The organism is Citrobacter sp. LJND-P06 (assembly GCF_058188415.1).
This window is the reverse complement of sequence record NZ_CP187317.1, coordinates 1573987-1600303: the sequence shown is the minus strand read 5'-3', so window position 1 is coordinate 1600303 and position 26317 is coordinate 1573987. Positions and strand designations below refer to the sequence as shown.

Below are 26317 nucleotides of genomic sequence, written 5' to 3'. Positions count from 1 at the left end.
TTAAGTTTCATAAGTTGCACACGTAATGAGATATGAATCACATATAAAGCGGTAACAGGCCCGTACACTACGATTCCATTACATTGTTATGAGGCAACGCCATGCATCCACGTTTTCAAACTGCTTTTGCCCAACTCGCGGATAATTTGCAATCAGCGCTGGCTCCACTTCTGGCGGATAAGCATTTCCCCGCCATGCTGAGTGCAGAGCAGGTCTCGACGCTGAAAAGTGAATCGGGGCTGGACGAAGACGCGCTGGCTTTCGCGCTCCTGCCGCTGGCTGCCGCCTGCGCGCGTACCGACCTTTCCCATTTTAACGTTGGCGCCGTGGCGCGCGGCGTGAGCGGGACATGGTATTTCGGTGGGAACATGGAGTTCCTGGGCGCCACCATGCAGCAAACCGTTCATGCCGAACAAAGCGCCATCAGCCACGCCTGGTTACGCGGTGAAAAAGCCCTTGCCGCCATTACCGTCAACTACACCCCTTGCGGTCACTGCCGTCAGTTTATGAACGAACTGAACAGCGGACTGGATCTGCGCATTCACTTGCCAGGCCGCGAACCACACACTCTGCGTGACTATTTGCCAGACGCTTTCGGTCCGAAAGATCTGGAGATCAAAACGCTGCTGATGGACGCGCAGGATCACGGCTTCGCGCTGCAAGGCGACGCGCTGACTCAGGAAGCGATTCGCGCAGCCAACCGATGCCATATGCCCTACAGCCAAGCCCCGAGCGGCGTGGCGCTGGAGTGTAAAGACGGGCGTATTTTCACCGGCAGTTATGCTGAAAACGCGGCGTTTAACCCGACGCTGCCGCCTCTGCAAGGCGCATTAAACCTGCTGAATCTGAACGGTTACGACTACCCGGATATCCAGCGTGCCATTCTGGCCGAGAAAGCGGATGCTCCGTTGATTCAATGGGATGCCACTGCCGCGACGCTGAAAGCGTTAGGCTGCGACAATATCGAGCGCGTACTGCTGGCGTAAATCGCTGTGCCCGGAGGCGCACGCTTACCGGGCCTGAATCGACATGCCGCTTCCGGCAACGTTGCGGTATGTCGAAAATCCCCGCAATCAGACCACCGATTCTTGCGCAACGCCGCCGGGTAAAGTAGCCTGATTGAAATTTCTTCCTTTTATCGAGTTCTTCGCAATGTTAAAGCGTCTGTTTTACAGCCTGTTAGTCCTGGTCGGCTTGCTGCTGTTAACTGCGCTTGGCCTCGACAGATGGATGAGCTGGAAAACCGCCCCGTACATCTACGACGAATTGCAGGATCTCCCCTATCGCCAGGTCGGCGTGGTCTTAGGCACCGCCAAATACTATCGCACCGGCGTGATTAATCAGTATTACCGCTACCGTATTCAGGGGGCGCTAAACGCCTATAACAGCGGAAAGGTTAATTACCTTCTGCTTAGCGGCGACAATGCGCTGCAAAGCTATAACGAGCCGATGACGATGCGTAAAGATCTCATCGCGGCAGGTGTTGATCCTGCGGATATCGTGCTCGATTACGCAGGCTTTCGCACGCTGGATTCCATTGTGCGCACCCGTAAAGTCTTTGATACCAACGATTTCATCATCATCACTCAGCGCTTTCACTGTGAACGCGCTTTATTTATTGCGCTGCATATGGGAATTCAGGCGCAGTGTTACGCCGTGCCTTCGCCAAAAGATATGCTCACCGTCCGGGTGCGCGAATTCGGCGCGCGTTTTGGCGCGCTGGCCGACCTCTATCTCTTCAAGCGTGAACCACGCTTTTTAGGCCCGCTGGTGCCCATTCCCGCCATGCATCAGGTTCCTGATGATGCACAGGGTTATCCGGCAGTAACGCCTGAGCAACTGCTGGAATTACAAAAGAAACAAGGAAAATAAGCGTGGAAGACAAAACCCTTTTTATCGTGATTGGCGTACTGATGGTCGTCGTCTGGACTTTTCGGCAAGGACTAAAGGGGCTACGCTCTGGCGTTGTCGAGAAAACGGTTAAAGGCTCGCAAGAGCCACTCTTAATTCAGCGTTCTGCTGAACCCACGACGTACTGGATCTATATCAGCGTCTATTTTGGACTTTCGCTGGGCGCACTGCTGGTGGGAATTTGGTTAGTCTTTATCAAATAAAAAAAACCGGTGCAGAACGTCTCTGCACCGGTTTTTCGCTTGATGAATTACTTCTTACGGGCGTATTTCAGGGAATCCAGCGCAACCGCGAAGATAATGATGCCGCCCTTAATGATGTACTGCCAGTAAGGGTTCACGCCGATATAGGTTAAACCGTAGTTGATGACGGTGAAAATAATCACACCGGTCACCACCCCGAAGACGGTTCCTACCCCACCGCTGAACGACACGCCGCCGACCACGCACGCCGCAATCGCATCCAGTTCGTACATAAAGCCGAGGTTGTTGGTCGCAGAACCGATACGACCGGCTTCCAGCAAACCACCAAAAGCGTAGAACACGCCGGACAATGCGTAGATCATCAGCAGGTTCAGCGCGACGTTAACACCCGAGACTTTTGCCGCTTCCGGGTTACCGCCGATAGCAAAAATGTTTTTGCCAAAACGCGTTTTGTTCCACAGCACCCAAACGAACGCCACGGCAATCAGCGCATAGAAGGTGATGTAAGAGAGTCGGAAGGTACCCAGCGCAATAAAGCCCTGCGCGAAGGTCGAGAAGCCGCTATCAAAGCCAGAGATTGGCGATGCCCCGACGAAGTCGTAGTAGAGGGAGTTGATACCGTAAACGATGATCATCGTGCCAAGCGTGGTGATAAACGGTGTCACATTGAGGTAGGCAATAATAATGCCGTTCACCAGACCGATAATGGCCCCCACCGCACAGACGATCAGGATCACCAGCGCAATCGGCATGGTCGCCATTTCAGGAAAGACTTTGTTTGCGTTTTCCATCGATTGCAGCAACGTCGCCGCGACAACCGCCGCCAGCCCGACCTGACGACCCGCTGACAGGTCTGTCCCCTGGGTGACAATCAGTCCAGCAACGCCCAACGCGATGATGATACGGACGGAAGACTGCGTCAGGATGTTACTCAAGTTCAGCAAACTTAAGAATGTGGGGTCCTGGAAAATAATAATGGCCAGTAAGACTAAAAGAACGACGTAAATTCCGCCTTCTTTTAGATAAGTAAGAAAACTTTTCTTATTTAACGCACTCATGAGGAGCCCCTGATCTTAAAGGTGCAAAGACGCAAGACGCAGAATTTCGTTTTGCGTAGTCGTTTTGGTGTCAACAATTCCAGCAACGAGACCGTTACTCATTACCAGGATACGATCTGTGATCCCTAACAATTCTGGCATCTCAGAGGAGATAATAATGATTCCCTTCTCTTTCTTTGCCAGCTCCGCGATCAACTGATAAATTTCAAATTTCGCGCCCACATCGATCCCGCGCGTAGGTTCGTCCAGCATTAATATTTCTGGCTGAGTTAACAACCAACGGCCAATAATGACTTTTTGCTGGTTTCCACCCGAAAGAGAACCAATTTGCGTACGATGGCCCGGCGTTTTTACCCGCATAGAATCAATGACCCATTGGGTATCACTCTTCATCCGCGAGTTGTCCAACAAACCGACTTTATTCTTGTAATTATGAATATTGGAAATCAAAGAGTTGAAGCCAATATCCAGATAAGCATAAATACCCGTCGAACGGCGTTCTTCCGTCACCAGCGCAAAACCATGGTTAATGGCTTCATTGGCATTGTGGTTGTTAATTTTTTTGCCATGCAACGTAATGGTACCAGACGATTTTTCGCGGATACCAAACAGCGTTTCAACGATGTCCGTACGTTTTGCCCCGACCAGACCGGCAATCCCGAGGATCTCCCCTTTATGCAGATCAAACGAGATGTCGCGGATTGAAGGCTGACGTAACGACGTCAGATTACGCACTTCCAGAATCACTTCGCCAGGCGTGTTTTCTTTGTCCGGGAAGCGCTGGTTCAGCGAGCGCCCGACCATCATGGCGATGATTTTGTCCATATTCAGCCCTTCCAGCGGCTGCGTCGCAATCCACTGGCCGTCGCGCAGGACAGTGACCTCATCACATAACTGGAAAATTTCTTCCATTTTATGAGAGATATAGACAATACCGCAGCCGCGATCTTTCAGCTTACGGATAATGGTAAACAGATGATTAACCTCTTTCTCAGTTAATGAAGAGGTAGGTTCATCCATAATCACGATTTTAGCGTTATACGAGAACGCTTTCGCAATTTCGATCATCTGCATTTGTGAAACGGATAACGTCCCCACTCGCGCCCGTGGGTCGATATCAATATCCAGCTCATCAAATATCGCTTTGGTATCGCGATACATTTTGTCCTGATCAACAAACATGCCTTTGGTGGGATAACGTCCCAGCCACATGTTGTCCATCACGGAACGCTGCAATACCAGGTTTAATTCCTGGTGAACCATCGAAATGCCATTCTCCAGTGCTTCTTTGGCAGAATGGAAATCGATTTCTTTGCCCTGAAATAAAATGCTGCCAGAATCTTTTTGGTAGATTCCAAAAAGACATTTTAATAATGTTGATTTCCCTGCACCGTTTTCTCCCATTAATGCATGAATGGAATGGGGGCGGACGTTTAAATTGACATTATCAAGTGCCTTAACGCCGGGGAAAGACTTGTTGATGCCGCTCATTTCTAACAAGAATTCGCCTGACGACTGAGTAGTAGTGCTGACCATAATTATACCTTGTTGGCCTCGCAGAGTGCGTTATTAAAGGGCGCAAGAAATTTGCGCCCGAGAAAACGGATAACAACGATTATTTTTTGGTGAACTCAGCCAGATTATCTTTATCAACACCTACGTAAGGAACGCGAACAATTTTGTTCTCAATTTTCCAGTTGGTGCCTTCAGCAGCGGCTTTGCCGTCTGCCAGGTTTTTCGCCAGATCGAAGGTCGCTTTCGCCTGGTTGTTGGCGTCGTTCAGCACGGTACCTGCCAGCGCGCCGGATTTCACCAGAGCCAGCGCTTCAGGCAATGCATCCACACCAAATACCGGTACGCTGGTTTTGTTGTGCGCTTTCAGGGCTTCGACAGCCCCCATTGCCATGGCGTCGTTGTTGGCGATAACCACTTCAATTTTGTTGGCGTTCGGGCCAGACAACCACGCATCCATTTTATCTTTCGCCTGCGCGGTATCCCACATTGCGGTATCTAACTGCAACTGCTCAGTTTTGATGCCTTTATCGTTCAGCTCTTTGATAACGTAGGTGGTACGGGCTTCAGCATCCGGGTGGCCCGGTTCGCCTTTCAGCAGAACAAACTGAATTTGGCCATCTTTGTTCAGATCCCAACCCTGATTCGCCTGCCAGTGTTTTGCAATCAGGTCGCCCTGAATAATTCCGGATTCTTTAGAGTCAGTGCCGACGTAATAGGCTTTGTCATAGCTGTCCAGCGCCTTACGGGAAGGTTCTTTGTTGAAGAAGACAACCGGGACATTCTGACCACGCGCTTTATCAATCACAGTGCCTGCCGCCGCCGGGTCAACCAGGTTGATCGCCAGTGCTTTCACGCCTTTTGCCAGCAGAACGTCGATCTGGTCGTTTTGTTTAGACTGATCGTTCTGGGAGTCATTCATCAGCAACTGTACGTCAGGTGCCGCTTTGGCATCTTGTTCGATAGCCTTACGTACCACAGACATAAAGTTATCGTCATATTTGTAGATCGTTACACCAATGCGGGTATCAGCAGCGTGCGCAGCCGCGCCGAATAACATGCTTGCCATCACAGCAGACAGAGTCAACACCTTCTTATTCATGGTATCTCCGGTTTTATTATGCAGGGTAGTACTTGAGAAAAATGCTCGGCAGGGCAGAACGTTAATGAAGTGTTACTGAACGCCGAAGCTCACTTTTAAAAAATCTTTATTCCGTGCCCGGTAACGCTCCAAAAATAGGCTTTAATTATTGCTTAAAGCGCTAACGCAGCGGTAAAACTGATTGCTCACCGTTACATAATAGTTACAACGCTTCAAACGGTGCCATCATAGCCATCACATTGTTAAGATACTGTGAATTTACTCACATATTGAAAGCGGTTACATACAACGACATTTTTAGTTAGTGATCGGCGCCGCATTCTGCCGCAACGCCACGGAATGCCGACGCACCAGAGTCGGCATAAAACAGTGCGTTGCCGACACATCTAACGTGCCTGCTGCCCCCTGTAACGCCAGCTCAGTCGCCATTTTTGCCATTGACGCAATCGGGTAACGCACCGTCGTCAGTTGCGGGTCGGTGTAACGTGCGATGGGAATATCATCAAAACCGATAATCGACAGGTGCAGCGGGATGGCAATACCGTTGTCTTTCAACGCGGTAAGCGCACCAGCGGCCATGTTGTCATTGTAGGCAAACACGGCGGTGAGTTGCAGGTTACGCCCCAAAAGTTCAACCATGGCGGATTCGCCACCCGGCATGTCAGGCGAGCCTGTGCCAACCCAGCTCTCAGGAGGGGTGATCCCCTGCTCTGCCAATGCGGCTAACCACCCTTCTTTACGCATCGCGTCATCTTCAATACGGTGGCTGGAAGCCAGATAGCCGATGCGTTGATGACCATTATTAAGCAGCATCCGCGTGGCCATTTTTGCGCCGCTGATATTGTCCAGACAGACGCAGCGGTGGGCATAGCCGGGGATAAGTCGGTTGATCAGCACCATGCCGGGGATCTGATCCATAAATTCGCTCAGTTCCCGATCGCTTAGTGCTTTGGAGTGGACTATCAGGGCGTTGCAGCGTTGGCGGATCAACACCTCAATGGCATGGCGTTCTTTTTCAGCCTCGTGGTAGCTATTGCCAATCAGCACATATTTATGATGTTGCTGAGCCACCAGATCGACCGCTTTTACCAGCGCGCCAAAAAAGGCATCCGAGACATCCATCACCACCACGCCGATGGTGTCGCTCACCTGCGTTGCCAACGCCTGAGCATTTGCATTCGGACGATAACCCAGTGAGGTGACCGCTTTCATGACGGCGTCACGCGTATCAGGACTCACCAACGTACTGTTATTCAGTACACGAGAAACGGTCGCCACAGAGACACCCGCCTGACGTGCCACATCACGAATGGTTATCATATTCACTACCCTGTTTGAAATTGCCGTTGCTCACAGACACCCCTTTTGCAGGCGGCTATTTTGTCAGCGACGCGGGGAGGACTGCGTGAGTAAGGTCACAGGGTTGGAAACGGTTACATGCGTTTTGTTAATGAATGTGATCCAGATCGTTATCTGGATGATCGAGATACGGATGCCCCTGACGAACGTAGGGTCAATTGACGCCACAGCCATTCTACCGGCCCCTGACGCCAATAACGCAGCCAGATGACGGAGAAAAGCAGGTTCACCAGCCACACTGGAACCACGAACAGCAACAGCCCCAGTCGGTCAAATTTCATAAACAAGCCGAAATGATAAAACAGCGTGGTGCAGATAAGCGTTTGCAGGAGATAATTACTCAACGCCATTCGGCCTACGCAGGCAACGGCAATAACCAGTTTGCTGCGGCTCAATTGAGGCCAGAAGCCAAATATCAGCGACGCGTAACCCAGCGTTTGAAACGGTGCGCTCAGCTCTCGCGGCGCCTGTAACAGAAAACCGCACCAACGCCAGGCCCAGTCCAGTTGCCATTGTGCGACGATGGCGGGCAGATTAATCACGACCCCGGTGACAATCAGTAGTGCGCCCGTTCGCCGGTAGTGATGCAGGCTGTACTGACCTTTCAGCCAGCCACTTCGCATTAACGCCGCGCCCAGCAACATCATCCCTGCCAGTTGCCAGCCATACTGCGCCCCCAGCGCCAGCAAACTGTTCGACAGCCCATCAATTCGATTACTGATGGCTTCCACTCCCCCGTTCAGCTTCCAGTATTTTTCATACAACAGCGCAGAAGCATCCGGGGTCCAGGCCCGGCTTATCTCATTGCCCGAGATGGTTCCCAGCAGCAGCAAAACACCGATTCCTGCCAGATAAAGCACGACGCCGGTATTGAACAGGCTCTTCACGGAGGGCGCGTCGCGCACCAGTCGCCAACAAATCAGCCCCACAAGACCGTAGGCCAGCAAAATGTCGCCATCCCAGAAAAACAGGGCGTGAATAAATCCCAGCAACACCAGTAGCGTCAGACGTGACTGGATCCAGTGTTTGCCGCGCGGCAGTAGCATTTGCAGCCCGGCACCGAACAACAGAGCAAAGAGTGTGAGAAATTTGGCCTGCGCAAAAAGATCGAGGACAGCCCAGGTCCAGGCATCCGCAGCGGTAATATCGCCGTACCAGGCGGGATTGAGATACGCGGCCTTTGGCAAACCAAAGGCGCTGATATTGAGAAGCAGAATGCCCAGGATGGCAACGCCACGAATAAAATCCAGCGTGACATTACGCTCCATAGCCTGGGCCTTAATCAGTTGTGGTGACGAACAGCGCGCAGGAACTCCTGGCGGGTATTCTGGCTGGATTTAAACAACCCGCCGAGCGAGGTCGTCGTCGTTGCGCTGGTCGCATCGCGGATTCCACGCGCTTTGACGCAGTAATGCACTGCGTCAATCGATACCGCCACATTGTTAGTACCGAGTAATGTTTGTAGCGCCGTCAGAATTTGCTGGGTCAAACGCTCCTGAACCTGCGGGCGTTGGGCAAAAAACTGCACGATACGGTTAATTTTCGACAGGCCAATCACCGACTCTTTCGGTATATAAGCCACCGTTGCCTTCCCATCAATGGTCACGAAATGGTGTTCGCAGGTACTGGTCAGGGTGATATCACGTACCGTTACCATTTCATCGACCTTCATTTTATTTTCAATGACGGTGATTTTCGGGAAGTTGGCGTAATCAAGACCGGAGAAAATCTCATCGACATACATCTTGGCGATACGGTGAGGCGTCTCCATCAGACTGTCATCGCTCAAATCAAGATTCAATAACTGCATGATCTCAGTCATGTGGCCTGAGATAAGACGTTTGCGCGTTTCGTTATCCATCTCATGCACGGGCGGGCGCAGCGGGGTTTCCAGACCACGCGCAACCAGCGCTTCATGAACCAGGGCCGCTTCTTTACTGAGTGATGGCATTTCTTTTTCTCCTGCAGGTGTGGCGCCTTCGCCCTACGTGGGGCAAAGTTTTTAAGCTGTATGACAGCCCAAACATTGTGCGTGAGGCCGCGCACATAATCCAGTATTCACAGTGATAATTATTGAAATTGACGCTGCCTTTCATCACCTGGATTTCACACGACTCCCCTGACCGACAAACCTGATGGCTCACGATGCCTGAGTGTTAATGTAAAGTTGTGTAGATGATGAAGCATGTTAGCTAAATGCGGAAGTGAAAGTTACTCACAGCACAATGAATAATCTGTATTATGGGGAGTTCACAACGCACAACACAACAGGAGCCACGCATGGAAATGCTCGAAGAGCACCGCTGTTTTGAAGGCTGGCAGCAACGCTGGCGGCATGACGCCAGCACGCTGAATTGCGCGATGACATTCAGTATTTTTCTTCCCCCTCCCCGAGATACCGCGCCGCCTCCCGTGCTGTACTGGCTGTCAGGGTTGACCTGCAATGATGAGAACTTCACCACCAAAGCCGGTGCGCAGCGCATCGCGGCAGAACTGGGGATTGTGCTGGTCATGCCAGACACCAGCCCGCGTGGTGAACAGGTCGCCGATGATGCACAATACGATTTAGGTAAAGGTGCCGGATTCTACCTGAACGCGACGCAGCAGCCCTGGGCCACCCATTTTCGCATGTATGATTATCTGCGCGATGAACTGCCATTGCTGATCCAGTCGCAATTTAACGTCAGCAGCCGTTGCGCTATCAGCGGACATTCAATGGGCGGGCATGGCGCGCTCATCATGGCGCTGAAGAATCCCGGTAAATACACCAGCGTTTCCGCTTTTGCGCCCATTGTGAATCCGAGTCGCGTGCCGTGGGGAGAAAAAGCCTTTACCGCGTATCTCGGCGAAGAGCGGGCGCAGTGGGCCGAATGGGATAGCTGTGCGTTAATGTTGGCCAGCAAACCCGAACACGCCATTCCAACGCTGGTGGATCAGGGCGATAACGATCAGTTCCTCGCCGATCAGCTCCAGCCTGCGGTACTGGCGGAAGCGGCTCGCCAGACGTCATGGCCCATGACACTGCGCATTCAACCCGGCTACGATCACAGCTATTACTTCATTGCCTCTTTTATTGAGGATCATCTGCGGTTCCATGCGCAGCATTTGTTGAAGTAATTTTGGAGGGCGCCTGCCCTCCTTCTTCTCCCGCATATCTTCATTTTTCCTTCACATTCCCGCCATATTTACATTTATCTATCTTATTGATTTAAAACTACTTCAACTCAAATTTACACAAACACAAATGATTCCAATTATCATTTGTGTTTACAAAAAATCATTCTTTTGTACAATTCTCCCGCCTCATCTACGTAAAGAATACTTAAAAGACAAATACATACAGTCGTCGTGGCTTTACACATGACACGCAGTTTTTTTATTCATTTAATGGAATGATACAAATGACCATACCTCACGTTAAGGCCGTTGCTGTCGCAGTAAGCGTCGCTAGCCTCCCATCACTCACCCATGCTGCTGACCAGGACACCGTCGTTGTTACCGCGACGGGATTTGAGCAGAAGATTCAGAACGCCCCTGCCTCCATCTCTGTGATTACCAAACAGCAGATTGAGGATAAAGCCTACCGCGATGTCACCGATGCGCTAAAAGATGTCCCTGGCGTGGTCGTGACCGGCGGCGGGAGCAGTAGCGACATCAGTATTCGTGGCATGGCCTCGCAATACACGCTTTTCCTGGTCAACGGCAAGCGCATCAGTACCCGCGGCACGCGACCGAACAGCGATAACGCCGGGATTGAACAAGGCTGGCTGCCCCCACTGGAGTCTATTGAGCGGATTGAGGTGATTCGTGGACCGATGTCATCGCTTTACGGCTCTGACGCGATGGGGGGCGTTATCAACGTGATAACCAAAAAAGTCTCCAATACCCAGGGCTGGACCGGTTCTCTGCATGGCGATGCCACCTTCCAGGAAAACAGTGATTCCGGCGATCTCTTCCAGACTAACGCCTATGCATCGGGTCCGTTAATTGACGGATTGCTGGGCGCTAAAGTGACAGGTCTGCTGTCACGCCGCGCCGAGGATCAGATAGTCAATGGCTTTAATGAACAGCGCCTGCGCAACGGCGGCCTGACGCTTAACTTCACGCCAGATGAAAAAAACGATGTTGATTTCGACATTGCGCGTGAATTGCAGGATCGCGACAGCACGCCGGGCATGTCAATGGCGGAAGTCACCTGCCGTGGCACCACCTGTAAACCCAACACCAAAAGCGAAAACCGCTACGAGCACACCACGTACTCATTAACGCACAGCGGCTATTACGATGACTTCAACACCACCAGCTACGTTCAGCAGGAAGAGACCAATAACCCGGGTCGCGAGATGAAGTCTTACAATACGATTTTCAACAACCAGAACCAGATATTCCTCGGTGCCCATACTCTGACGCTGGGCGGACAATACCGTTATGAAAAGCTCCGCGATAACGGAAACCAGTTGCAGGCAGCCGATGGTCTGAACAAACTGACGCGCTGGAGCTGGGCGCTGTTTGCTGAAGATGAGTGGGCGATAACCGACACCTTCACGCTGACCGGTGGCCTGCGAATGGATAAAGATGAAAACTACGGCGACAACTGGACGCCGCGCGGCTACGGTGTCTGGCATCTGGCAGAGCAGTGGACAGTGAAAGGCGGCGTCTCTGCGGGCTACCGCGCCCCCGACCTGCGCCAGTCTTCAGCAAGCTGGGGACAGGTCACTGGCGGTGGTCGCCTGAATGGCATCATTGTGGGTAACCCGGATCTGAAACCCGAAAAAAGCCTGAGCGAAGAAATTGCCCTGCTGTGGGATAACGGCGACAACCTCAACGCCGGCGTCACCCTGTTCAACACTGATTTCAAAGACAAGATAACCGAAGTTCGCCGCTGCAATAGCAGTGCCGATCCCGCCTGTACTATCGGCGATGAAACCTACGACTTCGTCAGCGATCGCGTCAACGTTGATGAAGCAAACATGCGCGGCGTGGAATCGACGTTTGGCTGGGAGATAACCTCCGATTTGAACTGGACGGCGAACTACACCTATACCGAATCTGAGCAGAAAAGCGGCCAGTTCTCGGGTAAGCCATTGAACAAGATGCCGAAACACATGTTCAACACCACGCTCGACTGGCAGGCTACGCAGGATGTCGGTTTCTGGAGCCGCCTGAACTTCCGCGGTAAAACCTCTGAATACCTGAGCCGTACGTCGATGTCGCAGGGAACCCCTTCTTATACTCAGGTTGATGTGGGCATGCGCTACAACGCCAACAAGAATCTGCTGGTGACCGCCGGGGTCTACAACGCGCTGGATAAGCAGATCGATTACGATACCTATGACACGATTCTCGATGGTCGTCGTTATACCGTCGGTTTAACGTACAACTTCTGAGTTCAGTACAGCAAAAACCCCGGCATCTCTGCCGGGGTTTGTCTTACTCATCATTGCCGAAAGGCTGCGCAAACGCTAAACCCTGCCGACAACTGACTCTCACTATTTCTTGAAACGTTCCGGGAATTGCATTTCGCTGTAACGAACGAAGCGCGTACCTCTGGTCAGTTTGTAGCCGAACCAGATAATCAGGAACAGCGGAATACCGATGTAGGTCGCCGCCACGCCGCCCCAGTCAATGGTGTCTTTCAGGAAGGCTTCGTAGTTCTGACCCAGCGTAATCGTCAGACACAGCACGAAGGCAAAGATCGGCCCCAGTGGGAAGAAACCTGAACGATACGGTAAATCCTTAATATCATGCCCCTGCATCACATAACCGCGACGGAAACGATAGTGACTAATGGCGATCCCCAACCAGGCGATAAAGCCCGTCATCCCGGAGGTGTTCAGCAGCCACAGGTAAACCGTCTGGTTGCCAAACATCGAGGTCAGGAAGCACAGACCCGCAACCACCGTTGTTGCATACAGCGCGTTACGCGGTACCCCGCCACGAGAAAGCTTCGCGAAAATACGCGGCGCTTTACCGTCGCACGCCAGGGTGTAGAGCATACGGGTAGACGCATACATACCCGAGTTACCCGCCGACAGTACCGCCGTCAGGATAACTGCGTTCATTACCGCCGCCGCAGAGAGCAGACCCGCGTGCTGGAATACCAGTGTGAACGGGCTGACGCTGATGTCTTTCACGTCGTTACGCAGCAGACTCGGGTCAGTGTACGGAATGATCAGGCTGATTATCAGAATGGCGAACACATAGAACAGCAGGATACGCCAGAACACCTGACGCACTGCGCGCGGAATGTTCTTCTCCGGATCTTCTGACTCACCCGCAGCGATACCAATCAACTCGGTACCCTGGAAAGAGAAGCCGACGATCATCGCCACACCGATCATTGCCGCAAAGCCCCCGGCAAACGGCGCATCGCCCGTCGTCCAGTTACTCCAGCCTACCGGCTCTACGCCTTTGAAGATACCGAAGATCATCATCACGCCAACCACGATAAAGATAATCACGGTGGTCACTTTGATCAGCGAGAACCAGTATTCCGCCTCACCAAATCCGCGCACGGAAATGTAGTTCAGCAAGAAAATGACGCACAGGAACAGCGCACTCCAGATCCAGCCTGGCGTGTCCGGGAACCACCAGCTCATCACCAGTTGCGCCGCCACAAGGTCAACCGCAATGGTTACGGCCCAGTTGTACCAATAGTTCCAGCCCAGCGCGAAGCCAAAGCCTTCTTCTACGTAGTTCTGACCGTAGGTCGAAAACGAACCGGAAACCGGCATATACGCGGCCAGTTCACCGAGACTGGTCATCAGGAAATACACCATCAGGCCAATCAGAATGTAGGAGAACAGCGCGCCACCCGGGCCCGCCTGAGAAATCGTTGCACCGGATGCAACGAACAAACCTGTACCGATGGAACCACCAATGGCGATCATCGTCAGGTGGCGCGCCTTCAGTTCGCGACGTAACGCGGGCGCTTCTGTGGTTTTAATTTCGGAAACCATGTGAAAATGCTATCCATCCAAAAAATGAGGCGCGATTGTAGCAGACGAATGACATTCCTTCCGGCACAAATGCGTTGTTATAAGAGACCTTCATGATGAGCAGTCAGTTATAAGTAAAGCAGTAATATCGCAGTAGCACAAAAGCGCGCGCAAAGAGGCCGTACCTGGACGCAAAACAGGCGATAACACAGGAAAAGCGGGTGACCTCCTTTCCCGGTTCCGTGTTTTTTGACGGGATCCGTTTTCTCACAAAACCGACATTTTACTGCAACCATCGCCACCCGAATCACCCCGACAAAGCGAGTATTCTGCCTGGCCGTCATCACATTGAAGACGTTACCGACCTGCAATATATCTACTGCAGGCGCCAGCATAAGCCTATTGATAACACAACTAAAAAAACAACATTACAAAGGTGGCTTTCGCTCCCTTTAATAAATCCTTCAGTTCTGTTGGCGTATGCTGGCGCGACCTCGTCTTCTCCTTATCCGATTAGAGTAAAATCATTAATATTGATGCTGTTAGAGTTTACGTTTTCTAACGTAATGACATTGCCATCAAGAGGATTGCCGATGGTAATGACGGTACTGTTACCGGATCCCCCAGCAATCGTGACGCGGCTGGCAAAATTCGCTACACCAATGCCTAATGAACTCAGATCGAGGTAGTCCTGTCCGCCGCTGGGATTACTATCGAAACCGTTGGTAATACGGTCTCGCCCAAAGCCTGCACTAAAGACGAAGGTGTCATTTCCGGCCCCCCCGGTCATGATATCAGCGCCCTGGCCACCCTCGAGTCTATCGTTACCCACTCCGCCTATCAGGTAATCGTTGCCGGCCCCGCCCTGAAGGTTATCGATACCCTCACCACCATCAAGGAAGTCATTTCCTGCCCCACCGTTCAGTTGGTCGTTTCCTCCTATCCCATACAAAAAGTCATTACCGCTGCCACCATTGATGGTGTTGGCAATGGTATTCCCTCTGCCGGTAAAAGCGCCTGTCCCGGCGAACACCAGTGTTTCAACGTTATTGGTCAACGTGTAATTTTGGAGGGTGGTCTGGACAACATCCGTCCCACCATTAAGAGCTTCCTTGACACTGTCCATGGTATTATCAACCAGATAAACGTCATCTCCGGCCCCCCCCGTCATGCTATCGGCACCCTGGCCTCCCTCGAGTCTATCGTTGCCCGCTCCACCTATCAGGTTATCGTTGCCAGCCCCGCCCTGAAGGTTATCGGCACCGTCACCACCATCAAGGGTGTCATTTCCTGCCCCACCGTTCAGTTGGTCGTTTCCTCCCATCCCATACAAAAAGTCATTACCGCTGCCACCCGTGATGGTGTTGGCAATGGCATTCCCTTTGCCGGTGAAAGCGCCTGTCCCGGTGAACACCAGTGTTTCAACGTTATTGCCCAACGTGTAATTGTTGAGGGTGGTCTGGACAACATCCGTCCCGCCATTAAGACCTTCAGTGACAACGTCGCCAGTATTATCAACAATATAGGTATCATTACCGAGACCGCCCACCATCACATCGGCGCCAGTACCGCCGTTGAGCGTGTCGTTGCCGGCCCCACCGTTGAGCGTGTCGTTGCTGCCCCCACCATTGAGGACGTCATCACCAAGTCCACCATTGAGAACGTCAATGCCGTTCCCACCATTGAGGACGAGGTTGCGGTTGGCAACGACCGGCGGATTATCGAGCTGACTCGTCCCGAAGATGTTCTCGGGAAGATTGGTCAGGCCCGTGTTGCGTGCCACGATCCCGGCAAAGCCCTGCTCCTCGATGGCCTCGTAGAGATCCAGATGCTCCACGCGGTCGAGATAGTACAGCCGGTCACCTTCCTGGATCCGGTCAAGTTGCTCGTGGATGATGACCCAGAAAGTCTGACCAACCACACCGCCATTGATGTGCTTCTCGGCGAGTCCACCAACGAACAGATCAACTCTGTCGATGCCTTTGACGGTGTTTCCGTTAACAAATTTATAGCCAGGGTTCGCCGCCAGGAAGTCTGCAATTTGAGCATCTTCCAGCACGAGGTCTGGATAGGCCTGCTTGAATTGCTCAATGACTGTATCGCTGAGATCGTTCCGTGCCTGGAAGTCCTCCCACGAACTGTAGGGTGTGAGATCGCCAGCAAAGCTGACCGCCTCCTTCACATACGGATCGAGAGAGGACATCAGGTCGGCCCGGATCTGGTTCATCGAACCCAGACCGACGTCCCACTCGCGGGCGACGTCGAAGGCGAACACGTCAGCACTCATACGAACGAGGTCATTTCGGACAGCATCGACGATATTGACGTCGACTTCTTCCGCTTGCTGGACAACACCACCGGCAATGATCCCGGAGACACCCAACTGCTCATAACCAGGCTTGGGAGAGTAAGGCAATTGCCCACTGGGGAGGATGAACGCACTCGTATCGTTGGTCGGGTTGAGGAACGCGTCGAACAGCGGTACCTGCGTTGCATTGCCCTGAGCGTCGAGCACCGTCAGCGTCTGCCCTATCAGCGAATGACCGAACCGGTAAGCTGCAGTCGCGAACTCGTGGGAGACTCGTGCATCCACTTCCGGATTGTACCCGGCGAAGCCGTGATCGCCCTCGCCTCTCATGCCCCCAAGCAACTTGTCGGCAAAGTCGGTGTAAATAACGCGCTGATACTCAGCCTCGTTGATTATCTTGGCGGCCTGGAACAGTTCTTCAGCGGTTCCCTCGAATCCGGCTTCGAGCAATCCGTTGACATGGAAGTTGTGATTGCGCTCCCAGATGTTGTGGACCGCAGTGAGTGCGATGTTCTCGTTCGCACGTCCATCACCCGCTACGTAGTGGTCGAGCAGATTGATAAAGGGGTTGGTGTCGAGCAGCAGCGCGAAGCCACTTCCCATGAAATTAGACGTCATGGCAGGAAGCATCGACTTGTTGATAACGCCATTGCTGTCGACCAGTCCGGCGAAGTACTCCCGGAAGGTCACGCTATGGTCGCCCGGCAGCGAGCTGTCGGTGAACAGCGTGTTGTTGTTCCAGTGATGCAGGATCAGTTCGCTCAGCGTGGGCAGCAGCTTGAAATTCGGATTTGAGGGATCCACTCCACCTTCCAATAGCTTGCCCGTAAACCCGCCCTGTCCGTCGCCTTCTCGCAGGAACTGGCCGACGAGTTCGTTCGAGCCATAAGTTTGGTTCTGGTCAGCAAATGGCGATGTCTTATTGAGATGCTGCGGGATGCCATTGGCATCAATGCTGTCAACGGTGCCGCGAGTCAGGTCAGCAGGATTCGGCACCGAGCCCGGAGCGCCAATCTGGATCGTTCCGTTACCTCCCTTACCGAGGAAATCGAGGCCGTGATCGAAGTACTGACCGAAGGCCGTGAACAAGCTGTTCACACCGGCAGCGTTGCCGGAAAGGTTTGCTTCCTGTGCGCCAAGGATATTACTGACGGCACGCGGATCCAGCCCGGAAAACAAGGGATTGATGTCGCGGTTGTGAGTCGTCTCATTCCAGGCGCCGTAATGCGCGTCGGTGAGTCGTATGAACGGCTGATCGGCCGAACCATAGTCAAGGTGAACACGGTTATTGCCGGTGCCTTCGAGATCGCGGATCCCGAGCGCATCGTTGTCTTCACCGCCTTCACGCCCGTTGACCAGATTCTTCAGGTTGGCGACATCACTGGCGTTGAGCGGGAAGGCACCGTCGCCGCCGACATCATCATCGCCATCGTCATCGTCATCCTCCGACGTTTCCTTGCTCGCTAAGATAATGGGATCGGCAGATTTCGACAAGGTGTTCATGCCGTCAGGCACTGTGCTCGTGTCCAGGGTCTGCGTAGAAGGCCTGGATTTCGGCGCAAGCTCAACAGCCTCCTGCGGCGATGGCGTGCCAAATACACCATCCAGACCGGTGCTGATGACCGGATCGGTACCTTTGTTCACGTCAACTGCGGGTAAGATGTTGGCGGTCTGGTTACTGATAACCGATCGCGGCGGATCTATAACCGACCCTATCCCGGCGTATCCCGTTTGAAACGCGTGATCAAACACGCGCAGGAAGGAATAGTCTATGGCATTAAACTTGTGCTGCCCTGTGACCAGGTGGTTAACGCTACTATCGAAAGTTCGAATACCGAATGGAAGCAGAGGGTTGGTGAGTAAATTAAAGTGGACACCGTCGACATACGCTTGTGCTATAGAGGTTTGCAGGAGGATAAATTTAGGGTCATGCTTATTAATATCGGCCATGTTCATTTCTCTCAAGAATGATTATGAAAGGGCACGAAAAGGCGAAGCCTGTATGCGGCACTCGGATTACGGGCCTGAAATTGCTAACTGCGCGAGTAGGCAGAGCGGCTCCGAAGTCAGGGTGAACGACCTAAATCCCCCCTTTCACTTCATAATAAGACCCTATGATGGATATGCTCAGCTCCCACAGGAAAATCGCAACGACTTACTTTGCCAAAGTGATAACAGGCTTCAGACAAGCGATCCCCTGATATTTAATAAAGCCATAAAGTTAACAACCGTCAATAATATTAAACAGCGAAAATGAACCACCGATAATTAACCGATCAACGATGCACTGACAGCCGCGTTTTAACTCTCCAGCAATACAACACTATAGGTGAAATTTCCCAGACGAATATTGAATAAATCATTAAGAAAAAATAAATTATTAATGTCGCCATGCTAAAATCAATAATATAAAAGTTTATATAATAATTCTGAAATAATACGTTATTAGTACCGCTTCGTTGACATACCGAAACTAACTTATATTTACATGTCATCAAAATCATAAACGAAGTCATTAGGTGTGATGTGACCTTCCCCCAAAATTAGAGACGACCGTCAGTGAGTCATGTCGGTTTATTTACCTTTCATTTTTCCGTTTCGCCTGCCTGCTGCAAACTCTGATGACGTCGGATAATTCAGTGCTGAATGTGGGCGATGGATATGATCAGCGCCCACTGGAAAATCGCGACGACTTACTTTTCCAACGTGATAACTGTCAATTACAGGAAAGTATTCAAAGCATTGATGGCCAGCCAGGATGCTCACTTTTTCGGGGTGATTCTGGTGGCGATGGTTGCAGGTCTTACGCTGGCGCTGCCGGGAACCCATGCTGCTCGATGTCTGGCACTGCGCGAAAACCACCGATATCTGCAAACAGCATGGGCTCGTCCCCATCCGGTTTCTTAGCTTTCCGGTTGAATAACGCAGTAGCGTAAAAAACGCTGCAGCGCATTGGACAAATGTTTCTGCCGATGGTGAATGCGCCACAAGGTGCGGTTCAAACCCGGTAATGGCACCGGCACTTCGACCAGTTTTCCGCTTTCCAGTTGTTCTTCAATCACCCGACGTGACAGGCAACTGATCCCCAAACCGTGGCGCACGGCATGTTTGATCGCCTCGGAATTGCCCAGCTCCATCGCCATCTGGAATCTCGGTAGATGCGACAACAGCAAATAATCAACAATTTCCCGCGTACCTGAGCCGCGCTCACGCAGGATCCAGGGTGCTGCCGCCAGTTGCGCCAGCGTCACCGGCCCCTGAACCAACGGAGACGTTGGCGCGGCAAATACCACCAGTTCATCTTCCAGCCACGGTTCGGAGACAATTTCCGTACTGTGGCAAGGCCCCTCAATAAGACCAATGTCCACACGAAAATCCAGTACCGCATTGATAACATCCTGACTGTTGCCGACGCTCAGTTCCAGCGGCAAGTCGGGGAAATCCTGCCGATAGCGGGCAATCACTGCCGGTAAAATGTAATTGCCAATGGTGCTGCTGGCATACACGCGAATGGCGCCATTATCTTCGCGAAACAGTTGCTCGATTTCGACAGTCTGTTCGAGCAACGCCAACGCGCGCGGGTATAACAGACGCCCGTGCTCGTTAACCACCAGCCGCTTCCCTACCCGATCAAAGAGCTGAACGCCAAGCTGACCTTCCAGATCGGTCAGCGCTGCACTCACCGCAGACTGCGACAACGACAACATCACCGATGCCTGGGTTGTCGAACCGCTTTTCAGTACTTCAGTAAAGACTTCAAGTTGTCGCAGCGTGATGTGCATCGTTGTTTTCCACCCGGGCAGCGCCTGCTTACCACTTATAAAGATTAATTATAAATATATAATCAATTTTATTTTTAAACCAGTTCGCCGTACTCTTTTCTCCAACTAAAGGAGAAGGTTATGACAGAACTCACCTTACAGAATCATCGTCGTACAGTGTGGCATTTTCTTCCAGGGCTCGCCCTGAGTGCAGTAATCACTGGGGCTGCCCTGTGGGGTGGCTCCATTCCCGCCATCGGTGGCGCTGGTTTTAGCGCCCTCACCCTGGCCATTTTGCTGGGGATGGTAATCGGTAATACGGTCTATCCGCAGATCTGGAAACAGTGCGACGGCGGCGTACTGTTTGCCAAACAACATTTATTGCGTCTGGGGATCATTCTTTACGGCTTTCGTCTGACCTTTTCGCAGATTGCTGATGTCGGCATCAGCGGCATTGTGATTGACGTATTGACGCTCTCCAGCACCTTTATGCTGGCGTGTTTTCTGGGGCAGAAAGTCTTTGGACTGGATCGCCACACCAGTTGGCTGATTGGCGCCGGGAGCAGCATTTGCGGCGCTGCCGCCGTACTGGCGACCGAACCGGTCGTGAAAGCGGAAGCGAGTAAAGTGACCGTTGCCGTTGCAACCGTGGTTATCTTCGGCACGCTGGCTATCTTTCTCTATCCGGCGATGTATCCACTGCTGGCGCACTGGTTCAGCCCGGAGACGTACGGAATCTATATTGGGTCGACCATGCATGAAGTTGCGCAGGTGGTTGCGGCAGGACACGCGATTAACCCGGATGCGGAAAACGCGGCGGTCATTGCGAAAATGCTTCGTGTGATGATGCTGGCTCCATTCCTTATTCTGCTGGCTGCCCGGGTGAAACAACTGTCACCTGCCAGCGGTTCGGAAAAAAGCAAAATCACCATTCCGTGGTTTGCCGTGTTGTTCATTGTGGTTGCCATCTTTAACTCATTCCACCTGTTACCGCAGGCGGTCGTGAGTATGCTGGTGACGCTGGATACGATTCTGCTGGCAATGGCGATGGCGGCACTGGGTCTGACCACCCACGTCAGCGCCTTGAAGAAAGCAGGTGCCAAACCGTTGCTGATGGCGCTGGTGCTTTTCATCTGGTTAATCGTCGGTGGCGGCATGATTAACGTTGCGATCCATAGCCTGATGGCATAAACCACTACATCCTCCTCCTGTTAACCCGCTATCATTGGGGAATGCTTTTTCTCCCCTGTGGGGTTAACAGGAGTCTTTCATGAAATATATTGGAGCGCACGTCAGCGCTGCTGGCGGTCTGGCAAATGCCGCGATTCGCGCCGCGGAAATCGAAGCAACGGCATTTGCGCTTTTCACAAAAAATCAGCGTCAATGGCGTGCAGCACCGCTCACGACTGAAACCATTGATGACTTTAAAGCCGCCTGCGAGAAATACCACTTTTCCTCTGCACAAATCCTCCCGCACGACAGCTATCTGATCAACCTCGGCCACCCGGTCAGCGAAGCGCTGGAAAAATCACGCGATGCTTTTCTTGATGAATTGCAACGTTGTGAGTTACTCGGACTCTCACTCCTGAACTTCCATCCAGGCAGTCACCTGATGCAGATCCCGGAAGACGAGTGTCTGGCGCGCATTGCACAATCCATCAATATTGCCCTGTCACAAACCGAGGGCGTCACCGCGGTGATTGAAAATACGGCAGGCCAGGGCAGCAATCTTGGTTTTAAGTTTGAACATCTGGCCGCCATCATTGATGGCGTGGAAGACAAGTCGCGCGTTGGCGTTTGTATTGATACCTGCCACGCTTTCGCCGCAGGCTACGATCTGCGCAGCGCCGCCGAGTGCGAGAAGACCTTTGCGGAGTTTGAACGCATTGTCGGGTTTAAATACCTGCGCGGTATGCATCTGAATGACGCCAAAAGCGCCTTCGGTAGTCGCGTCGACCGCCACCACAGTTTAGGCGAAGGCAACATTGGTCACGATGCATTCCGTTGGATAATGCAAGACACGCGTTTTGATGGTATTCCCCTGGTTCTCGAAACCATCAACCCCGACATTTGGGCACAAGAGATTGCCTGGCTGAAAGCACAACAGACTGAACAAGCGGTGGCGTAGTCACCCTCAGGCAATAAATAACAAAAAAGGGCAGAGAAATCTCTGCCCTTTGTATGTACGTTTTCTGGTAAAAATCAGGCGGTTTTCGCAACAGCCTCTGTTTCCGGGCGCTTCAGGAAAGCATATCCCAGACCCGCCACCAGCGTACCGGCAACAATAGCCATCAGGTATCCCAGCACCGGCGTAATTGCCCCTGGGATCAGCAGAACAAACAGGCCGCCGTGCGGTGCCATCAGTTTCGCGCCGACCGCCATCGAGATAGCGCCAGTCAATGCGCCACCGACGATACAGCATGGCAGAACACGCATCGGGTCGCGCGCGGCGAAAGGAATCGCACCTTCAGTGATGAAGCACAGCCCCAGCACTAACGCGGCTTTTCCCCCTTCACGCTGCGCCGTATCAAACTTGCTACGCGCCACCAGCGTCGACAGACCCAGCGCCAGCGGTGGAACCATACCTGCCGCCATAATCGCCGCCATCGGCGCATAAGTTTGTGTACTGAGTAGGCCAACACCAAACGCATAGGCCGCTTTGTTGACCGGGCCGCCCATATCGGTACACATCATGCCGCCCAGGATAGCGCCCAGCAGCACCGCGTTCGCCGTCCCCATCGTTTGCAGCCAGTGCGTCAGCCCTTCCAGAATACCGGCAACGGGTTTACCGATGAGGTAGATCATCGCCAGACCGACCACCAGACTGGAAAATAACGGAATGATCAGGATAGGTTTCAGCGCTTCCATACTCTGCGGAAGCTTCAGCCTGGTGCTAATCAACTTCGCAATGTAACCGGCCAGGAAACCAGCGATGATCCCGCCAATAAAGCCAGAACCGGTGCTCACTGCCAGCATACCGCCGATAAGACCCGGCGTCAGACCCGGGCGATCCGCAATTGAAAAGGCGATGTACCCGGCGAGAACCGGCACCATCAACGCGAAGGCTGAACCGCCGCCAATCTGCATCAGCGCCGCCGCCAGCGTCCCTTGTTCTTTAAATGCCTCGATACCAAATGCGAAGGACAACGCAATACATAATCCCCCCGCAACCACCATCGGCAACATATAAGACACGCCGGTCAGCAGGTGACGATATGCCCCCGCCCCCTCTTTCTTACCTTCCGATCCTTTCGCCTGCGTGTTCCCTGCGGGCTGATACGGCACGGCCTCAACAACCGCTTTATCCAGTTCCTGCGCTGTTTTTTTCAGCGCCAGACCGGTTGACGTACGGTACATCGGTTTTCCCGCAAACTTGGCAAGGTCAACTTCAATATCCGCCGCCACGATCACCAGATCCGCCTGCGCCACCTCTTCCGGGGTGATGGCATTGCCGGCGCCAACAGAACCACGGGTTTCAACTTTAACCCACCATCCGCGTTTTTTCGCTTCGGTTTCAATGGCTTCTGCCGCCATAAACGTATGGGCGACACCTGTCGGACACGCAGTCACTGCCACAACCCGTTTCGGGCCGCTGGCGGCAACCGCAGGAGCCGCCGCTACCGGCGCGCTGTACGGTTTAGCATGACCTTTCGCTTCGCTCAAAAAGAGTTCCGGATGGGCGACAGCGCGTGCGATATCACCCAGCCAGACTTTTTTACCGTTCAGCGCACTGTCATTTGGAACAGTTTCGCCTAAAACGATGGCCAGTTCGGCATCATTCGGATTGTCGATAATTTCCAGTTTTGCTTTACGCGCCGCCGCTCCGAGCAGGGTTTTCGCCATATAAGCGCGAGCCTGGCCAAGATTAGCGTCAATAATCAGCAGCGTTTTCATTCTGCTTCTCCTGCTGTCAATTAAACGGTTGTAAGTCGACCCTCGCCATCATTGCGGCCAACTGAGGACGATCGGTGATGCCCACATTGCTTTGGCTTACGGCCAGGGCAGCAACCGCTGTCGCCAGACGTAACGTATGTTCACTAGACTCGCGCATCAGCAGGCCATAAATCAGACCGCCAACCATCGAATCCCCCGCGCCAACGGTACTCACCACCTCGACAGACGGTGGTTTGGCGATCCACTCACCTGACGCATTTACCCACAACGCGCCTTCTGCCCCCAACGAAATCACCACGTGAGCGATCCCTTGTTCGCGCAGGGCGTGTGCGGCGTCGATAACATCTTTCATTTCTGGCAGCTTACGGCCAGCCCAAATCTCCAGCTCACGGCGGTTGGGTTTTACCAACCATGGCGCCGCTTTCAGCCCGGCGACTAACGCTTCACGACTACTATCAAAGATAATGCATGGACACTGACTGCGCAGACGAGTCATCCAGTCAGTGAATGCCTCAGGGCTGACGCCGGAAGGCAAGCTGCCGCTGACGCAAACCATATCGAACTGACCCAACCAGCTTAGCGAATCATTAACGAAACGCTCCCAGTCGGTTGGCGTCACTTCAAAACCGGAGAAGTTGAAATCGGTCACTTCACCGTCTTTCTCGGTCAATTTGACGTTAATGCGGGTACGGCCCTGCACCACCTGGAAACGGTTAGCAATGCCCAGCTCACTGAACAATTGCTGAAAGCCGTCCTGGTTATCTTTGCCGAGGAAACCGCCGACCGTGACATCGATACCTAAATCTTTCAACACCTTGGCGACATTGATGCCTTTACCCGCCGCATGCAGGCCCGTGGTCTTGACAAGGTTAACTTCGCCCCGCTCAATTTCCGGGCAAAAACCCACCAGGTCATACGCCGGATTCAGGGTGATGGTAGCAACACGTCTGCTCATTATGCGCCCTCCCCAAGACCTGCCGCGATGGCATCGCCAATCGCTTTCAGCGCCTGTTCAGCATCGGCACCCTGGGCGGTAAAACGCAGGCGATGGCCTTTTTTCACACCTAACGCAACTACTTTCATCAAACTGCGTCCATTCGCCGGTTTTCCGGTTCCATCAAGATTTGTCACGGTAATTTCACTATTAAATTGTTTAATGGTATTGACTAACAGGGTGCCAGGACGGGCATGTAAGCCGTGCTCATTGCGCACGACAAACTCCGCGTTCAGCACATCATCAGTCAATGCTTCATCGCTGGTCAGCAACGCCAGCATTGTTGCAGCGTCGGCTTTCAGCAATCGGTCAGCTTTGTTGTCCAACAGCAGGTAGCCAAGACGCTTAAGAACCGCGACAGGCTGATCGTCGTTCATCGCGACGGTCACCAGCATGGCCGCCGACTCGCCCTGCACGTCAAATTCGCGGGTTGCGCGGCTGACGGCGATAGCGCTACGCACATTGCCTGTCGCGCTGTCATTCAGCCAGATCCCCTGGCCCAGGTTCATGGGGTGCTCGTTAATGGTGTTCGCGACAAATGCCGCATCCACTGCCCCGGCTTCTTTCAGACGCGCCGCATTAAGCGCCTGTAGCGTCACCAGATCGCGGGCCTCGACGTCCAGCATCAGGGTTTCGTTATCAAGCTTTAGCTGTTCACTCTGCTTTTCTCCCATCAGCAATGCGCGCAGCTCATCAGCCGTTGTGGCTGATTTCAGCAGTTCAGCTACCGAATCATCACTCAGCACGTGCGTCAGTTGACGCAGCAGCCCAAGATGTTCATCGGAACTGGCGGCAATACCTATCGCCACATAAGCGACCTGCCCCTCTCCCCAGGTTACGCCCTGTGGAAACTGAAACACCTGAACGCCGGTTTTCAGCACCTGGTCGCGAGTGTCTGTGGTGCCATGTGGAATAGCGATCCCATTACCGAGGAAGGTGGATGTCTGCTGCTCACGCGCCAGCATGCCGGCAACGTAACCTTCCGCCACATTGCCCGCCTGCACTAATGCTGCGGCAACCTGACGAATGGCCTCTTCTTTGTTTCCGGCTTGCTTGCCCGGGTGAATATCCTGAACAGATAACTGGAACATGGTTCTCCTCTCCTGCTGAATTGAAACGATTCAGCCATTATGAGAAAAAAGACGCTGATCTGGTTTATCATGAACAACAAGACAGCGCTGAAACGTTTCAATAAGTCTTGCTCTTTTTACGTCAGCACGCAAGTAAAGTTACACATTTGATGATGGAAATTAGATATAAACCACATTTCCGTCGCC

20 protein-coding genes are annotated in these 26317 nt (G+C 52.7%); 8 read left to right on the top strand and 12 right to left on the bottom strand.

Translation table 11 applies throughout. The features are described from left to right. The first annotated feature begins 101 nt into the window (after positions 1 to 101). The 3 genes from cdd (at position 102) to ACO7SM_RS07645 (ending at position 2114) form a co-directional block, all read left to right on the top strand. Positions 102 to 986, top strand: a complete 885-nt coding sequence (gene cdd, locus ACO7SM_RS07655; RefSeq protein ID WP_490470321.1) for a cytidine deaminase — start codon at positions 102 to 104, stop codon at positions 984 to 986. Between the two features lie 166 nt (positions 987 to 1152). Beyond that, a complete protein-coding gene (gene sanA / locus ACO7SM_RS07650; protein WP_203361241.1) occupies positions 1153 to 1872 on the top strand; it encodes an outer membrane permeability protein SanA in 720 nt (239 codons plus the stop codon). 2 nt (positions 1873 to 1874) lie between these two features. Then, positions 1875 to 2114 (top strand): DUF2542 family protein, encoded by a 240-nt coding sequence (locus tag ACO7SM_RS07645; protein WP_490470320.1) that lies wholly within the window; start codon positions 1875 to 1877, stop codon positions 2112 to 2114. 47 nt (positions 2115 to 2161) lie between these two features. Here ACO7SM_RS07645 and mglC read toward each other — a convergent pair whose 3' ends face one another. The 6 genes from mglC to folE all read right to left on the bottom strand — a co-directional run bounded on the left by mglC (position 2162) and on the right by folE (position 9096). After that, positions 2162 to 3172, bottom strand: a complete 1011-nt coding sequence (gene mglC / locus ACO7SM_RS07640; protein ID WP_490470319.1) for a galactose/methyl galactoside ABC transporter permease MglC — start codon at positions 3170 to 3172, stop codon at positions 2162 to 2164. A gap of 15 nt (positions 3173 to 3187) precedes the next feature. Continuing rightward, complete coding sequence (mglA, locus tag ACO7SM_RS07635) at positions 3188 to 4708, bottom strand: galactose/methyl galactoside ABC transporter ATP-binding protein MglA (RefSeq protein WP_490470318.1); 1521 nt, start codon at positions 4706 to 4708, stop codon at positions 3188 to 3190. A 79-nt stretch (positions 4709 to 4787) separates the two neighbouring features. Continuing rightward, positions 4788 to 5786 (bottom strand): galactose/glucose ABC transporter substrate-binding protein MglB, encoded by a 999-nt coding sequence (gene mglB / locus ACO7SM_RS07630; RefSeq protein WP_490470317.1) that lies wholly within the window; start codon positions 5784 to 5786, stop codon positions 4788 to 4790. A gap of 297 nt (positions 5787 to 6083) precedes the next feature. Continuing rightward, the gene (galS, locus tag ACO7SM_RS07625; RefSeq protein WP_490470316.1) at positions 6084 to 7106 is read right to left on the bottom strand and encodes an HTH-type transcriptional regulator GalS; all 1023 of its coding nucleotides are present in this window, start codon (positions 7104 to 7106) and stop codon (positions 6084 to 6086) included. Between the two features lie 149 nt (positions 7107 to 7255). Beyond that, on the bottom strand, positions 7256 to 8413 hold the full coding sequence (gene yeiB, locus ACO7SM_RS07620) for a DUF418 domain-containing protein YeiB (RefSeq protein ID WP_490470315.1): 1158 nt from the start codon (positions 8411 to 8413) through the stop codon (positions 7256 to 7258). 14 nt (positions 8414 to 8427) lie between these two features. After that, positions 8428 to 9096 carry a GTP cyclohydrolase I FolE gene (gene folE, locus ACO7SM_RS07615; protein WP_490470314.1) on the bottom strand — a complete coding sequence of 223 codons (669 nt, stop codon included), beginning with the start codon at positions 9094 to 9096 and terminating at the stop codon, positions 8428 to 8430. A gap of 329 nt (positions 9097 to 9425) precedes the next feature. Here folE and fghA point away from each other — a divergent pair, with 329 nt between their 5' ends. Then, positions 9426 to 10262: an S-formylglutathione hydrolase gene (fghA, locus tag ACO7SM_RS07610; protein ID WP_490470313.1), complete on the top strand. Its 837-nt coding sequence runs from the start codon at positions 9426 to 9428 to the stop codon at positions 10260 to 10262. A 284-nt stretch (positions 10263 to 10546) separates the two neighbouring features. Further along, on the top strand, positions 10547 to 12532 hold the full coding sequence (locus ACO7SM_RS07605; protein ID WP_490470312.1) for a ligand-gated channel protein: 1986 nt from the start codon (positions 10547 to 10549) through the stop codon (positions 12530 to 12532). Positions 12533 to 12634: 102 nt separating this feature from the next. On the opposite strand, the gene lysP is transcribed toward ACO7SM_RS07605, so the two are convergent. Both lysP and ACO7SM_RS07595 read right to left on the bottom strand, forming a co-directional pair. Continuing rightward, positions 12635 to 14104, bottom strand: coding sequence for a lysine-specific permease (gene lysP, locus ACO7SM_RS07600; protein ID WP_490470311.1), 1470 nt, complete (start codon positions 14102 to 14104; stop codon positions 12635 to 12637). Between the two features lie 484 nt (positions 14105 to 14588). Continuing rightward, positions 14589 to 18341: a peroxidase family protein gene (locus tag ACO7SM_RS07595; protein WP_490470310.1), complete on the bottom strand. Its 3753-nt coding sequence runs from the start codon at positions 18339 to 18341 to the stop codon at positions 14589 to 14591. A gap of 705 nt (positions 18342 to 19046) precedes the next feature. Here ACO7SM_RS07595 and ACO7SM_RS07590 point away from each other — a divergent pair. Continuing rightward, complete coding sequence (locus tag ACO7SM_RS07590) at positions 19047 to 19298, top strand: hypothetical protein (protein WP_490470309.1); 252 nt, start codon at positions 19047 to 19049, stop codon at positions 19296 to 19298. Here ACO7SM_RS07590 and yieE read toward each other — a convergent pair. Beyond that, positions 19295 to 20173 carry a DNA-binding transcriptional regulator YeiE gene (gene yieE / locus ACO7SM_RS07585; RefSeq protein ID WP_490470308.1) on the bottom strand — a complete coding sequence of 293 codons (879 nt, stop codon included), beginning with the start codon at positions 20171 to 20173 and terminating at the stop codon, positions 19295 to 19297. The two genes, ACO7SM_RS07590 and yieE, sit on opposite strands and share 4 nt — an antisense overlap. A 120-nt stretch (positions 20174 to 20293) precedes the next feature. On the opposite strand from yieE, the gene ACO7SM_RS07580 reads away from it, so the two are divergent. After that, positions 20294 to 21343 carry a YeiH family protein gene (locus ACO7SM_RS07580; RefSeq protein ID WP_192612810.1) on the top strand — a complete coding sequence of 350 codons (1050 nt, stop codon included), beginning with the start codon at positions 20294 to 20296 and terminating at the stop codon, positions 21341 to 21343. 79 nt (positions 21344 to 21422) lie between these two features. Next, positions 21423 to 22280, top strand: a complete 858-nt coding sequence (gene nfo, locus ACO7SM_RS07575) for a deoxyribonuclease IV (RefSeq protein WP_490470307.1) — start codon at positions 21423 to 21425, stop codon at positions 22278 to 22280. A 74-nt stretch (positions 22281 to 22354) separates the two neighbouring features. On the opposite strand, the gene fruA is transcribed toward nfo, so the two are convergent. From fruA to fruB, 3 genes are read right to left on the bottom strand one after another with little or no spacing between them, the layout of a single operon-like run. Next, the gene (fruA, locus tag ACO7SM_RS07570) at positions 22355 to 24046 is read right to left on the bottom strand and encodes a PTS fructose transporter subunit IIBC (RefSeq protein WP_490470306.1); all 1692 of its coding nucleotides are present in this window, start codon (positions 24044 to 24046) and stop codon (positions 22355 to 22357) included. Positions 24047 to 24062: 16 nt separating this feature from the next. Further along, on the bottom strand, positions 24063 to 25001 hold the full coding sequence (fruK, locus tag ACO7SM_RS07565; RefSeq protein ID WP_192612813.1) for a 1-phosphofructokinase: 939 nt from the start codon (positions 24999 to 25001) through the stop codon (positions 24063 to 24065). Continuing rightward, the gene (fruB, locus tag ACO7SM_RS07560) at positions 25001 to 26131 is read right to left on the bottom strand and encodes a fused PTS fructose transporter subunit IIA/HPr protein (RefSeq protein ID WP_490470305.1); all 1131 of its coding nucleotides are present in this window, start codon (positions 26129 to 26131) and stop codon (positions 25001 to 25003) included. The genes fruK and fruB overlap by 1 nt, the downstream gene beginning before the upstream one ends. Positions 26132 to 26317 lie beyond the last annotated feature (186 nt).